At 69.5% G+C, this 12,831-nt stretch carries 10 protein-coding genes; 7 read left to right on the top strand and 3 right to left on the bottom strand.

Features of this window, described 5'->3' with window-relative positions; translation table 11 throughout:
• The first annotated feature begins 26 nt into the window (after nucleotides 1-26).
• The 5 genes from ACFQU3_RS14325 (at nucleotide 27) to fdhD (ending at nucleotide 7,408) form a co-directional block, all read left to right on the top strand.
• On the top strand, nucleotides 27-1,169 hold the full coding sequence (locus tag ACFQU3_RS14325) for an aromatic ring-hydroxylating dioxygenase subunit alpha (RefSeq protein WP_385910868.1): 1,143 nt from the start codon (nucleotides 27-29) through the stop codon (nucleotides 1,167-1,169).
• A gap of 71 nt (nucleotides 1,170-1,240) precedes the next feature.
• Nucleotides 1,241-2,098 (top strand): bifunctional methylenetetrahydrofolate dehydrogenase/methenyltetrahydrofolate cyclohydrolase, encoded by an 858-nt coding sequence (locus tag ACFQU3_RS14320; RefSeq protein WP_385910866.1) that lies wholly within the window; start codon nucleotides 1,241-1,243, stop codon nucleotides 2,096-2,098.
• 207 nt (nucleotides 2,099-2,305) lie between these two features.
• A complete protein-coding gene (locus ACFQU3_RS14315; protein ID WP_385910864.1) occupies nucleotides 2,306-3,946 on the top strand; it encodes a BCCT family transporter in 1,641 nt (546 codons plus the stop codon).
• Nucleotides 3,947-4,239: 293 nt separating this feature from the next.
• Nucleotides 4,240-6,561, top strand: a complete 2,322-nt coding sequence (locus tag ACFQU3_RS14310; RefSeq protein ID WP_385910862.1) for an FdhF/YdeP family oxidoreductase — start codon at nucleotides 4,240-4,242, stop codon at nucleotides 6,559-6,561.
• A 16-nt stretch (nucleotides 6,562-6,577) separates the two neighbouring features.
• Nucleotides 6,578-7,408 carry a formate dehydrogenase accessory sulfurtransferase FdhD gene (gene fdhD, locus ACFQU3_RS14305; RefSeq protein WP_385910860.1) on the top strand — a complete coding sequence of 277 codons (831 nt, stop codon included), beginning with the start codon at nucleotides 6,578-6,580 and terminating at the stop codon, nucleotides 7,406-7,408.
• Nucleotides 7,409-7,444: 36 nt separating this feature from the next.
• Here fdhD and ACFQU3_RS14300 read toward each other — a convergent pair whose 3' ends face one another.
• Entirely contained in the window at nucleotides 7,445-7,570 is a 126-nt protein-coding gene (locus ACFQU3_RS14300) for a LuxR C-terminal-related transcriptional regulator (RefSeq protein ID WP_385911068.1), read from the bottom strand.
• 356 nt (nucleotides 7,571-7,926) lie between these two features.
• On the opposite strand from ACFQU3_RS14300, the gene ACFQU3_RS14295 reads away from it, so the two are divergent.
• Nucleotides 7,927-8,811, top strand: coding sequence for an NmrA/HSCARG family protein (locus ACFQU3_RS14295; RefSeq protein WP_385910858.1), 885 nt, complete (start codon nucleotides 7,927-7,929; stop codon nucleotides 8,809-8,811).
• A gap of 181 nt (nucleotides 8,812-8,992) precedes the next feature.
• Nucleotides 8,993-9,727: a CinA family protein gene (locus ACFQU3_RS14290; protein ID WP_385910856.1), complete on the top strand. Its 735-nt coding sequence runs from the start codon at nucleotides 8,993-8,995 to the stop codon at nucleotides 9,725-9,727.
• Between the two features lie 67 nt (nucleotides 9,728-9,794).
• On the opposite strand, the gene ACFQU3_RS14285 is transcribed toward ACFQU3_RS14290, so the two are convergent.
• Both ACFQU3_RS14285 and ACFQU3_RS14280 read right to left on the bottom strand, forming a co-directional pair.
• Nucleotides 9,795-11,336: an amino acid permease gene (locus ACFQU3_RS14285; RefSeq protein WP_385910854.1), complete on the bottom strand. Its 1,542-nt coding sequence runs from the start codon at nucleotides 11,334-11,336 to the stop codon at nucleotides 9,795-9,797.
• An 82-nt stretch (nucleotides 11,337-11,418) separates the two neighbouring features.
• Nucleotides 11,419-12,828, bottom strand: a complete 1,410-nt coding sequence (locus tag ACFQU3_RS14280) for an aspartate ammonia-lyase (protein WP_385910853.1) — start codon at nucleotides 12,826-12,828, stop codon at nucleotides 11,419-11,421.
• Nucleotides 12,829-12,831 lie beyond the last annotated feature (3 nt).

The following is a 12,831-nucleotide window of genomic DNA, read 5'->3' as shown; positions in this document are numbered from 1 at the left end:
AGTTCAGTCGTCGCCCAGGAGCATCCATGTCCCTCATCGAGACCTCGCCCAGCCTCATCGCCACCCTGCCCGGCCACACCTACACCGATGAGGCCGTGTTCGCCGCCGAGCAGGAGCGGATCTTCGAGGCAATGTGGTTCTGCGCAGCCCGTTCGGCCGACCTCACGGGGCCCGGCTCGTTCAAGACGGTGCAGGTCGGCCGCGAGAGCGTCCTGATCACCCGAAACCGCAAGGGCGAGGCCCGTGCCTTCTTCAACATCTGCCGGCACCGCGGTGCCCAGCTCTGCACCGAGGAGTCCGGCCAGGCCCAGCGCTCCTTCCAGTGCCCGTACCACGCCTGGACGTACGACTTCGACGGCAAGCTGGTTGCCGCGCCGAACCTGACGAAGATGCCTGACATCGACCGCGTCGAGTACGGGCTGCGCACGATCTCGGTGCAGGAGTGGCTGGGCTACATCTGGGTCTGTCTGGCGCCGGAGCCGCCCTCGTTCGACGAGACGGTCCGCCACGCCGTGATCGAGCGCCTCGGTGACCTCGAGTCGATCGAGCACTACGACGTGGCCAGCCTCGCCCTCGGGCGCCGCATCGTCTACGACGTCAAGGCCAACTGGAAGCTCATCATCGAGAACTTCATGGAGTGCTACCACTGTGCGACGATCCATCCCGAGCTGACCGAGGTCCTGCCGGAGTTCGCGGACGGCTTCGCTGCCCAGTACTTCGTGGGTCACGGCGCCGTCTTCGGCGAGGAGATCAAGGGCTTCACCGTCGACGGCTCCGAGGGGCTCGACCGCATCCCCGGGGTCTCCGAGGACCAGGACCGGCGCTACTACGCGATCACGGTCAAGCCGCAGGTGTTCATCAACCTGGTCCCCGACCACGTCATCTTCCACCGGATGTACCCGCTGGCGGCCGACCACACCATCGTCGAGTGCGACTGGCTCTACCTGCCCGGCGTGGTCGAGAGCGGCAAGGACGTCACCGCTTCGGTGGAGCTCTTCCACCGGGTCAACCAGCAGGACTTCGACGCGTGCGAGCGCTGCCAGCCGGCGATGAGCTCCCGGGTGTACGCCGACGGTGGCGTCCTGGTGCCCAGCGAGCACCACATCGGCGAGTTCCACGACTGGGTCTCGGACAAGATCGCCGGTGCCGTCCGCCCGTCCGTCAGCTGACGGCCGTGGTTGCGCCCCACGACGCCCGCCCGGACACGCGGGCGGGCTCGGCGTCCACACAAGGAGCTGGCATGGCCACCGCGACACTCATCGACGGCAGACGCATCGCCGAGAAGGTCAAGCTCGACCTGGCCGACCGCGTCGCCATGCTGCAGCTCCAGGGCATCAGGCCGGGCCTGGGCACGATTCTCGTCGGCGACGACCCGGGAAGCCGTTCCTACGTCAACGGCAAGCACCGGGACTGCCGTGAGGTGGGTCTGCACTCGATCCGGCTCGAGCTGCCACAGACCGCCTCGCAGGAGGAGATCGAGGCGGCTGTCCTCCGGCTGAACGCCGACCCGGCCTGTACCGGGTTCATCGTCCAGCTGCCGCTGCCTGCCCACATCGACACCCACCGGGTGCTCGAGCTCATCGACCCGGAGAAGGACGCCGACGGTCTCCATCCGGTCAACCTCGGGCGGTTGGTCCTCGGCATGCCGGCCCCGCTGCCGTGCACACCCAGGGGCATCATCGAGCTGCTGCGACACCATGACGTCCCCATCACCGGGGCGCGGTTCTGCGTCATCGGCTGCGGACTGACCGTGGGCCGTCCGCTGGGACTGATGCTGACGCGACGCAGTGAGCACGCGACGGTGACCCTGTGCCACGAGGCGACCGTCGACGTCGCCGCACACACGCGGGTCGCGGACGTCGTCGTCGCGGCGGCGGGTGTGGCGCACCTGGTGCAGCCCGACTGGGTCAGGCCGGGCGCGACGGTGCTGTCCGTCGGCATCACCCGAACCATCGAGGGCATCCTGGGCGACGTGCATCCCGGCGTGGACACCGTGGCCGGCAAGGTCAGCGGAGCCACCGGAGGAGTCGGGCCCATGACACGGGCGATGCTGCTCACCAACGTCGTGGAGATGGCCGAGAGTCTCGGGGCCGCCTGAACTCGAGCGTTCTGTATTACACAACAGATTGCATATTAGGCAACGCGAAAGTCTTGACTCGTGCCTGCGGTCGCAGGATGATGTTGCGTATTGCACAAAGTGGTGCGAGATGAGCAACGGCTGATCAGGGGAATGTCAGTGGGTTCGAGCCCGTCGCCATCGCCGTGAAACGGCACTCCTCACCGAAGGATTGGAAGGACATCTCCGATGACAGTGCAGTCTGACTCGGAAACACAGCGGCGGGGGACTCTCGCCGACCAGCTGCCGGCGGACCGAACGGTCCTTGCGAGCTCCGCGGCCGTGGCGCTGGCATTCGTCGTCTGGGGGATCGTCGACCACGACAGCCTGGCCGACATCAGCGGCGCCGCACTCGACTGGGTGATCGGCAGCTTCGGCTGGATCTTCATTCTCATCAGCACCGGATTCGTCGCGTTGACAGGGTTCCTCGCCGTCAGCCGGTTCGGTCGGATCCGACTGGGCCGGGACGACGAACGCCCCGAGTTCCGGACCGTGAGCTGGGTCGCCATGATGTTCAGTGCCGGCATGGGCATCGGCCTCATGTTCTACGGCGTGGCTGAGCCCCTGTCGCACCTGAGCTCACCCCCGATGGGACTGGCACAGCCCAACACCCAGGAGGCCGCCCGGCTCGCGATGGAGTACTCGTACTTCCACTGGGCGTTCCACCCGTGGGCGATGTACGCCATCGTCGGGCTCGCGCTCGCCTACTTCGGCTTCAGGAAGGGCAAGGCGAACCTGATCAGCTCCGCCTTCTTCCCGTTGATCGGCCGGCGATCCGAAGGTGGCACGGGCCGAGCCATCGACTCGTTCGCGATCTTCGCCACCCTCTTCGGGTCCGCGACCTCGCTCGGGCTCGGGGCCCTGCAGATCAACTCGGGACTGAACCAGCTCTACGACCTGCCGAAGTCCACGCCGATGGCCATCGGCATCATCGCCCTGCTCACCGTCGCGTTCATCGTGTCGGCTGCCAGCGGCGTGCACCGCGGCATCCAGTTCCTGTCCAACACCAACATGGTGCTGGCCGTGGCGCTCCTGTTCTTCCTGTTCGTCGTCGGTCCCTCCGTGTTCATCCTCAGCATGTTCACGGAGTCGGTCGGTGACTACCTCTACGAGCTGGTCCCGATGAGCTTCCGTGCCGGTGCCTTCGGTGGCCAGGAATGGCTCTCGGGATGGACCATCTTCTACTGGGCGTGGTGGGTCTCGTGGACCCCGTTCGTCGGCACGTTCATCGCGCGCATCTCGCGGGGTCGCACGATCCGGCAGTTCGTCCTCGGTGTCGTCCTGGCGCCCAGCCTGGTCAGCTTCGTCTGGTTCTCCATCCTCGGCGGGATCTCGATCGACCTGCAGCTGGGCGGGTTCGACCTCGGAGCCGCTCTCAAGCAGGGTCAGGAGACGGCGCTGTTCGAGCTGCTGCGGCAGTATCCCCTCTTCACTGTCACCGCCCTGGTCGTCATCATCCTCGTGGCACTCTTCTTCATCTCCGGGGCAGATGCTGCCGCTCTGGTGATGGGCATCCTGTCCAGTCGCGGATGCAAGGAGCCGCGCATGCTGGTCACGGTGTTCTGGGGAGTGATGACCGGCGCCGTCGCCGCCATCCTGCTCGTGGCCGGTGGTCTGGACGCGCTCCAGACCCTGTGCATCCTGGCGGCGTTCCCGTTCCTGTTCATCATGGTGGGGGTCGCGGTCTCGCTCGTGAAGGAGCTGCGCAAGGAGCCGGGGCCGGGCAGTGAAACCCCGCCCCAGCCGGTCAGCCCCCCGGTGGTCGCCAACCCGACCAGGGACGCCAACGGCGTCAAGGACGCCATCCCCGCCGTGCCCGAGCGGGCCTGACAGGTCCTGAGAGGTCCTGAGAGGTCGACGGACCTGGACACAGGGCAGCCTGCGGAACCTTGCGTGACCTCGATGTCCTGGGCGGGGACGAACACCCCCGCCCAGGACATCAGTGGTCGCCCGGGATCCCGGCAGGCGGGTTCGCACCCGCTTCGTGAGACCCACCTGCCGCCGACGGTGTGATATGTGATCTGCTTCCAGGGGCCCAGTGGCGAGACGCCGCAGACGGCAGGTCGGTCGCCTGCAGGTGCTGAAGGGACGCGCGCGTCCGACAAAGAAGGAGTGATCGTGCCATGCCGGAGGACGAGCTGTTGGGGACGCCGGACGAGTCCCGCCTGACGGTCCGCAGCCCACGCGACCACGCCGCAGGTGTCGAGGCCGTGGCCGTGGCGATGGGCCGGGCAGTGGGTGAGATGGGGCCGGCGCGGGCCGCCAAGACCCTCATGCGGCTCAACCAGGTCGACGGGTTCGACTGCATGAGCTGCGCCTGGCCCGACCCGGACCCAGAGCATCGGCACACGGCGGAGTTCTGTGAGAACGGCGCCAAGGCCGTGGCCGAGGAGGCGACGAAGGCCCGGGTGACCCCGGAGTTCTTCGCCCGGCACAGCATCGCCGAGCTGTCCACGCGCCCCGACTACTGGCTCGGCAAGCAGGGGCGACTGACCCATCCGATGGTGCGCCGTCCGGGCGGTACGCACTACGAGCCCATCGGGTGGGACGACGCGTTCGCCCTCGCGGCGACGCACCTGAACGCTCTCGGGTCGCCCGACGAGGCGGCGTTCTACACGTCCGGGCGCGCCTCGAACGAGGCGGCGTTCGTCTACCAGCTGTTCGTCCGTGACTTCGGCACGAACAACCTGCCGGACTGCTCCAACATGTGCCACGAGTCCAGCGGGGTGGCGCTCATCGACACGATCGGCATCGGCAAGGGCAGCGTCAGCCTCGAGGACCTGTACCGTGCCGAGCTCATCGTGCTGGCCGGGCAGAACCCGGGCACCAACCATCCGCGGATGCTGTCCGCGCTGGAGACCGCGAAGCGGCGCGGCGCGAAGATCATCAGCATCAACCCGCTGCGCGAAGCAGGCCTGGTCAACTTCCGCAACCCGCAGCACACCCGCGGCGTGGTCGGTCACGGCACCGACCTGACCGACCTGCACCTGCCGATCCGCCTCGGCGGAGACCAGGCGCTGTTCCAGGCGATCGGGTCGCTGCTGGTCGAGTGGGACGCCGTCGACGACGAGTTCGTGGCCGCCCACACGGACGGGTATGCCGCGTGGCGCGCACACGTGGCCGACGTCGACTGGGACGTCGTCGACCGCGCCACCGGCCTCGAGCGCGACCAGGTCGTCGAGGCGGCCCGGATGGTCGCCGCCTCCGGGGCCACGATCTGGTGCTGGGCGATGGGGCTGACCCAGCACCGCAACTCCGTGGCCACCATCAAGGAGGTCGTCAACCTGGCGCTGGCCCGCGGCGACATCGGCAAGCCGGGTGCGGGCCTGTGCCCGGTCCGGGGCCACTCCAACGTGCAGGGCGACCGGACGATGGGCATCTGGGAGAAGCCACCGGCGAGCTTCCTGGACGCGTTGCAGCGAGAGTTCGGGTTCGAGCCGCCGCGGCACCACGGCCATGACACCGTCGAGGCGATCGAGGCGATGCTCGCCGGCAGGGTCGGGGTGTTCGTGGGGCTCGGCGGCAACTTCCTTCATGCCGCACCTGACACGAGCGTCACCGCGGAGGCGCTGCGACGGACGGCACTGACCGTGCAGGTGTCGACCAAGCTCAACCGGTCACATCTCGTGACCGGCGAGACCGCCCTCATCCTGCCCACGCTCGGGCGCACCGAGCGCGACCTGCGCGAGACCGGACCGCAGTTCGTCACCGTGGAGGACTCGATGTCGGTGGTCCACGCCTCCCGCGGCCGGCTGGCACCAGCCAGTGAGCACCTGCGTTCCGAGGTGGCCATCGTGTGCGGGCTGGCCGAGGCGACCCTCGGGGCATCGGGGTCGGCGTCGGGAACCGGACGGGGTGGCACCACGACGATCGACTGGGCAGCCCTGAGCGGTGACTACAGCCGAGTTCGGGCGCACATCGAGCGCGTCGTCCCCGGCTTCGACGACTACGAGGCCCGGGTGCTGACCAAGACCGGGTTCGTGCTGCCGCACCCGCCCCGCGACCGGCGCGCGTTCGACACACCGTCAGGTCGCGCGCAGTTCACCGCGTCGGCCCTCGAGCTCCTCGAGGTCCCGGCGGGCCACCTGGTGCTGCAGACGATGCGCAGCCACGACCAGTTCAACACCACGATCTACGGCCTCAGCGACAGATACCGCGGCATCGAGGGCGGTCGTCAGGTGGTGCTGCTCAACCGCCGCGACATCGCAGCGCTGGGTCTGCGGGCCGGCGACCACGTCGACATCGTGGCGCACTGGGCCGGCGACGACCTCGACCGCCGGGTCCGCGGCTTCCGGGTCGTCGAGTACGACACACCACGCGGCACGGCCGCGGCCTACTACCCGGAGACCAACCCGCTCGTGCCGCTCGGCTCCGTCGCCGAGCACAGCAACACCCCCACCTCGAAGTCCGTGCTGGTCCGCCTGGAGCCCAGCACCGTCGGGTGACAGACCGGAGGGCACCATGAGAAAGCGAGCCGTCCGCCGGCGCGTCACCCGGATCCGGGTGGGCGATCCGGCACGCGTCCGAGAGGACCGGCTGGCCGCCGAGGAACCGCTGGAGATCCGGGTCGGTGGCCGTTCGCTCGCCGTCACCATGAGGACCCCCGGCGCCGACGTCGAGCTGGCGCTCGGCTTCCTCGTCTCCGAGGGCGTGGTCCGGCGCCGGGGCGACGTGACCACCGTTCGCTACTGCGCTGGGACCACCGAGGAAGGGCTCAACACCTACAACGTGCTCCACGTCCAGCTCACGCCGGGAGTCGAGCTGCCGACGTTCGCGATGGAGCGGCATACGTACATGTCGTCCTCCTGCGGCGTGTGCGGCAAGGCGTCCATCGACGCCGTCCGCACCGAGTCCGCGTTCCCGGTCGGGGACGACCGGCTCGTGGTCAGCCCGGAGCTGCTCGTCTCGCTGCCCGAGCGGCTCCGAGAGGCGCAGCAGGTCTTCGACCAGACCGGAGGACTGCACGCGGCAGGGCTCTTCGAGGGCCCCAGCGGTGACCTCCTCGTGGTCAGGGAAGACGTCGGCAGGCACAACGCCGTCGACAAGGTCGTGGGCTGGGCGCTGGAGCAGGACCGGCTGCCACTGTCTGCGACGGTGCTCATGGTGTCGGGGCGGGCCAGCTTCGAGCTCACGCAGAAGGCGTCGATGGCGGGGATCCCCGTGCTCGCTGCCGTGTCCGCCCCGTCATCGCTGGCAGCGGACCTCGCCGACGAGATCGGCGTCACGCTGGTCGGTTTCCTCCGCGGAGACTCGATGGTCGTCTACAGCCGCGCCGATCGGGTGGTGACCTGAACCCGTAGGCAGGTGCACAGGCGCGGGTCCGTGGCATCACGTTGGTCCGGGCCCTCTGGCGTGGTGGCCGAGGGCGTGGACCAGGTCCCGTAGCGACTGCACCTTCAACGTCGCGTACACGTGTGCGAGGTGGGTCTCCACGGTGCGCTCCCCGACGTGCAGCTCGCGCCGGTGAAACCTGGGGACGCCCTCGACGCAGACGAGCTCCCTGGGGACGGCGCCGCCTCGTCACGGATCCCAGGGGAAGGTCCGGGAGACGACGCCGCCGGCAACCACCTACCCACCACCGGGGTTCCCCGGTCGCCAGTCCGCCTAGGTTTCGGCGTACGAGGTGAGTCGAGCGTCGTCGGCGGGTACGGTGCCGTCGGCGTCCTGGTCGCGGGCATCTCGTGGAGGGGATCTCCGCCGGCCAGGACGTCCCCGACCGTCGCCCCGGTGCTGGGGGAGGCTCGTCACGGGCCCGCCCTGCTCACCGAGAAAGTCCTCATGCGGCCGCGGTGGTCCTGTCAGACTGGGTCATGACGTCTCCCTCCGATGGGCGGCCCGCGCGGGTGGTGGCCGTGGTCGGCGCCACTGGGCGGCAGGGCTCGGCCGTGGTCCGCCACCTGCTCCAGGACGGCTGGCGTGTGCGCGCGCTCAGCAGAGACCCGTCCGGTGACGCCTCACAGGCCCTTCGCGCGAGCGGGGCAGAGCTGCACCGCGTGGACGCGGAGGACGTGGCGTCCCTGCGACGCGCTTTCGACGGCGCGTACGGGGTCTTCAACGTCCAGAACCCGATAGCCAGCAGCGTGGAGGCGGAGGTCCGGCAGGGAGGGAACGTCGCAGACGCGGCTGCGGGCGCCGCCGTACAGCACGTGGTCTACGGAGCGGCAGGGGTCCGCGGGGACGTGACGGGCGTCGGCTCCTGGGACTCCAAGGTCGCCGTCGCCGGCCACTTCCGCGAGCGCGGTCTGCCTCTGACGGTGCTGCGTCCGATGGCCTTCATGGAGCTCATGACGGACAAGGGGTTCTACCCGCCGGTCACGGTGTGGCACGTGATGCCCAAGCTCATGGGCTCCTCCCGGCCGATGGGCTGGCTGTGCACCGACGATCTCGGTGCGGTGGCTGCCCGCGTGTTCGCCGACCCCGAGCGGTGGGTCGGGGCCGACCTGAGCCTCGTCGCCGACATCCAGTCCGTCGACCAGTGCCGGGCCATCTGGCACGAGGTCACCGGCCGCGTACCTCGCAGCTACCCCATGCCTGTCTGGCTCTTCGAGCGCATCGTGGGCAGCGACCTGACCACCATGTGGCGGTGGCTGCAGACGGCTCAGCTGGACATGTCCACCCGCACGCTTCACGAGATTCTTCCCGAGGCCAGGACCGTCCGCGAGTGGCTGGTCGGCACCCTCGCCGCGTCGTCCTAGCACCGCGTGTTTGCAGCGGGCACGGATGGGGCACGGGAGGGTTACGACACGTTCTGAGGATGAGCTCCCGTGGCCGGCTGCGCCCGGTCAGCGGACCGCGTTCGCACCGATACGTCGCCCAAGGCGGCCGCGAGCCGGGCGTCATTCCTCACCCGACGTCATTGGAGGAGGTTCGATGGGGATGGCCGACCAGCTGGCCCAGGAGGTCGCCGAGCTCGCCCGGCGGCGGAGGCTGCGAGTGGCCGTCGCCGAGTCACTGACGGGCGGTGAGATCTCCAGTCGACTGGCGGCGGCCCCGGACTCGAGTGAGTGGTTCCTCGGTGGCGTGGTCGCCTACGCGGAGGACGTGAAGTTCGAGCTCCTCGGCGTGGATCGCGGGCCGGTCGTGACCGAGGCCTGTGCTCGTCAGATGGCGGCGGGCGTCGCCGACCTGCTCCACGCCGGCATCGCGATAGCGGTCACGGGCGTGGGCGGTCCCAACCCGGAGGAGGGTCAGCCCCCGGGGACGGTCTGGTTGGCCACTGCGCGGGGCGCCGCGGTCCATGCCCAACGGCACGACCTGACCGGTGAGCCGGCCAGCATCGTCGAACAGACCACGGAGCTGGCCCTGCGCGCCCTCGTGGCGAACTGTCGGGAAGCCGCTGAGACGTCGCCCGATGCGGGCCGTGAGGCGCGCTCCTCTCCGGGGGATGGCTCAGCAGGTTCCGCCCCAGATCGAGCAATGGAGACCATCAGCTTTCCCTGTCCGACGGAGGGTTGCTCCGGCACCGTGACGGCGACAGCCGGACCGGTCATGGGTGGTCAGGAATGGGCTGTGCGCCACGTCGATGGCACCCCCGACGTGCGTTGCTCCGAGAGCTGCACGTCACCTACCGACCTGGAGGAGCGCGTCAAGGCGGCTCTGCAGGCCGGCTGACACGTTGCTCCCACCGCTGGCGACGACCCGCTCGGCCACCCGGGTGACGGGTGGCCGAGCGGACGGATCAGGCGTCGCCGACGGCCGCTGTCGCCGCCACCGGATGCTGGCTGACGTGCTCCGGGTGGGCCTCGCCTGCGGCGATGCGCCGGATGCGGTCACGCGCCACGAACCAGCCGCCCGCCAGCAGCGGGATGATCACGGCGAGTGAGGCGACGGTCCAGGTGCCGACCGGACGGTCGAAGGCCATGAGCACGACCACCGTGGCGAGGAACCCGAGCGTGAGCCAGCCGGTGACCGGCGAACCGAAGAGCCGGAACGACGGCCGCTCGAGCCGGCCGGCGCGTGCCCAGGCGACGAGCCGCATCTGGCACAGCACGATCATGCCCCAGGCCGAGACGATGCCGAGGGCGGCGACGTTGAGCACGATCTCGAAGGCCTGGGCCGGCACGAGCGCGTTGAGCAGCACGCCGACGAGAGCGACCGCGGCCGTGATGACGATGCCGCCGTAGGGCACGCCTCCGCGGCTCATCCGCGCCGCGAACTGCGGCGCCGACCCGGAGAAGGCCATCGAGCGCAGGATGCGACCGGTCGAGTAGAGGCCGGCGTTGAGCGAGGACAGCGCCGCCGTGAGCACGACGAGGTTCATCGCCGTGTCGACGCCCTCGACGCCGATCGACCCGAAGAACGTGACGAACGGGCTCTCCCCGGCCTTGTACGCCGTGTACGGCAGCAGGAGCGAGAGGAGCACGACCGACCCGACGTAGAACACGATGATGCGCACGATGACGGTGTTGATCGCCTTGGGGATGACGACTCGGGCGTTCTCGGCCTCGCCGGCGGCCGTGCCGATGAGCTCGATGGAGGCGTACGCGAAGACGACACCCTGCACGACGACCACAGCGGGCAGCGCGCCGTTCGGGAAGATGCCGCCGTTGGCGCTGAGCAGGCCGACGCCGGGGTCATGGCCCGCGACCGGGGTGCCGAAGAAGAGGAACCAGAGGCCGACGCCGAGGAACAGGACGAGAGCCGCCACCTTGATCAGGGCGAACCAGAACTCCAGCTCGCCGAACACCTTGACGCTGACGAGGTTGAGGCAGAGCACGAGGACGAGTGCGCCAAGGGCGAAGGCCCACTGGGGCACGCTCGCGATGGGCGCCCAGTAGCGAGCGAAGAAGTTCATGTACAGGGCGACGGCCGTGACGTCGACGACAGCGGTGGTGGCCCACACGAGCCAGTACATCCATCCGGTGACGAAGGCGGCCTTCTCCCCGTAGAACTCCCGGGCGTACGACACGAACGAGCCCGACGACGGCCGGTGCAGCACGAGCTCGCCGAGCGCCCTGAGGATGAGGAAGGCGAAGAAGCCGCACACGGCATACGTCAGGGCGAGTGACGGGCCGGCCGCCTCGAGACGCCCGCCGGCACCGAGGAACAGGCCCGTTCCGATGGCCCCACCGATGGCGATCATCCGGATCTGGCGTGGCTTGAGCGACTTGTGGTAGCCGCTCTGCTCGAGGTCGGTCGTGGTGTCGCCGGCGGCGGGCCGCTCAGCTGTTGAGGTTGGTGGTACGTCGGCCGTCCGGGTCGTTCTTCCAGGCATGCTCATCGTTGGGCGCCTTTCTGTGACAGGTGAATCGGAAGGATGCGCGACCGGGCGGCCGACGCGATGGCTGGTGGCTCCGCAGGGGTCAGACGGGCTGTGGACGGGGGTCGGGCAGGTTGGCCAGACGCTCCGGGCGGATCAGCTCGCCGAGCTCGGCGGCTGACAGCAGTCCCCGCTCGAGCACGAGCTCGGCGACGCCCCGCCCGCTGAGCAGCGCCTCGGTGGCCACCGCCGTGGCGGCCGCGTAGCCGATGTGCGGGTTGAGCGCAGTGACGAGGCCGATCGACTGCTCGACGGAGGCGCGCAGCCGGTCGGCGTTGACCGTGATGCCGTCGACGCATCGGTCGGCGAGGACGCGGCACGCGTTGCCCAGGTGGGTGATGCTGCGGTTCAGGCTGTGCACGATGACTGGCTCGAACGCGTTGAGCTGCAGCTGACCGCCCTCGGCGGCAAGCGTCACGGTGACGTCGTTGCCGATGACCTCGAAGGCCACCTGGTTGACGACCTCCGGGATCACGGGGTTGACCTTCCCGGGCATGATCGACGAGCCGGACTGCACCGCAGGCAGATTCAGCTCGGCGAGTCCGCTGCGCGGCCCGGACGACAGCAGGCGCAGGTCGTTGCAGATCTTCGAGAGCTTGACCGCGACGCGCTTGAGCACGCCCGACAGGTGCACGAACGCGCCGACGTCGGCGGTGGCCTCGATGAGGTCGGGGCTCGTGGTCAGGGGCAGGTGCGTGACATCGGCAAGGTGACGGCGAACCGCCTCCGTGTAGCCGACGGGAGCGTTGAGCCCCGTGCCGATCGCGGTCGCGCCGAGGTTGATCTCGTGGAGCAGGGCGCCCGCCTCGGCGAGCCGGTCGCGGTCCTCGGCGAGCGTCACCGCATACGCGGCGAACTCCTGACCGACGGTCATGGGCACGGCGTCCTGCAGCTGCGTGCGCCCCATCTTGACGACGTCGTGGAACTCGCCGGCCTTGCGCCGGAAGGCTTCCACCAGGTGGTCGACCGAGCCCAGGAGGTCGGCCAGCGCCCAGATGGTCGCGATGTTCGCGGCCGTGGGATAGACGTCGTTCGTCGACTGGCTCAGGTTCACGTGGTCGTTCGGATGCAGCACGGCGTAGTCGCCGCGAGCCGCGCCGAGCAGCTCGAGGGCGCGGTTGGCGACCACCTCGTTGGCGTTCATGTTCGTCGAGGTGCCCGCGCCGCCCTGGATGGCGTCGACGACGAACTGGTCGGTGTGCTGGCCGTCGAGGATCTCGAGGCAGGCGCCCTCGATGGCGCCGCAGCGCCGTTCGTCGAGCAGGCCGAGGTCGCGGTTGGCGCGCGCCGCGGCGAGCTTGACGGCAGCGAGCGCGCGGACGAGGTACGCGTTGCCGGCGATCGTCTCCCCGGTGATGGGGAAGTTCTCGACGGCGCGCAGCGTGTGCACGCCCCAGTAGGCGTCGTCGGGGACCTCGCGGTCTCCGAGCAGGTCGTGTTCGGTACGGGGCACGGG

Origin of the sequence: Terrabacter sp. GCM10028922, assembly GCF_042666095.1 — a bacterium.
In the GTDB taxonomy this organism is placed as follows: domain Bacteria; phylum Actinomycetota; class Actinomycetes; order Actinomycetales; family Dermatophilaceae; genus Terrabacter.
Note: the sequence above shows the minus strand (reverse complement) of the source record. Positions and strands in the feature narration are given on the sequence as shown.

Coding starts and splice junctions, on each gene's coding strand:
- ACFQU3_RS14325 (WP_385910868.1), top strand. CDS start 27: ATGTCCCTCATCGAGACCTCGCCCAGCCTCATCGCCACCCTGCCCGGC.
- ACFQU3_RS14320 (WP_385910866.1), top strand. CDS start 1,241: ATGGCCACCGCGACACTCATCGACGGCAGACGCATCGCCGAGAAGGTC.
- ACFQU3_RS14315 (WP_385910864.1), top strand. CDS start 2,306: ATGACAGTGCAGTCTGACTCGGAAACACAGCGGCGGGGGACTCTCGCC.
- ACFQU3_RS14310 (WP_385910862.1), top strand. CDS start 4,240: ATGCCGGAGGACGAGCTGTTGGGGACGCCGGACGAGTCCCGCCTGACG.
- fdhD (WP_385910860.1), top strand. CDS start 6,578: ATGAGAAAGCGAGCCGTCCGCCGGCGCGTCACCCGGATCCGGGTGGGC.
- ACFQU3_RS14295 (WP_385910858.1), top strand. CDS start 7,927: ATGACGTCTCCCTCCGATGGGCGGCCCGCGCGGGTGGTGGCCGTGGTC.
- ACFQU3_RS14290 (WP_385910856.1), top strand. CDS start 8,993: ATGGCCGACCAGCTGGCCCAGGAGGTCGCCGAGCTCGCCCGGCGGCGG.
- ACFQU3_RS14285 (WP_385910854.1), bottom strand. CDS start 11,336: ATGAGCATGCCTGGAAGAACGACCCGGACGGCCGACGTACCACCAACC.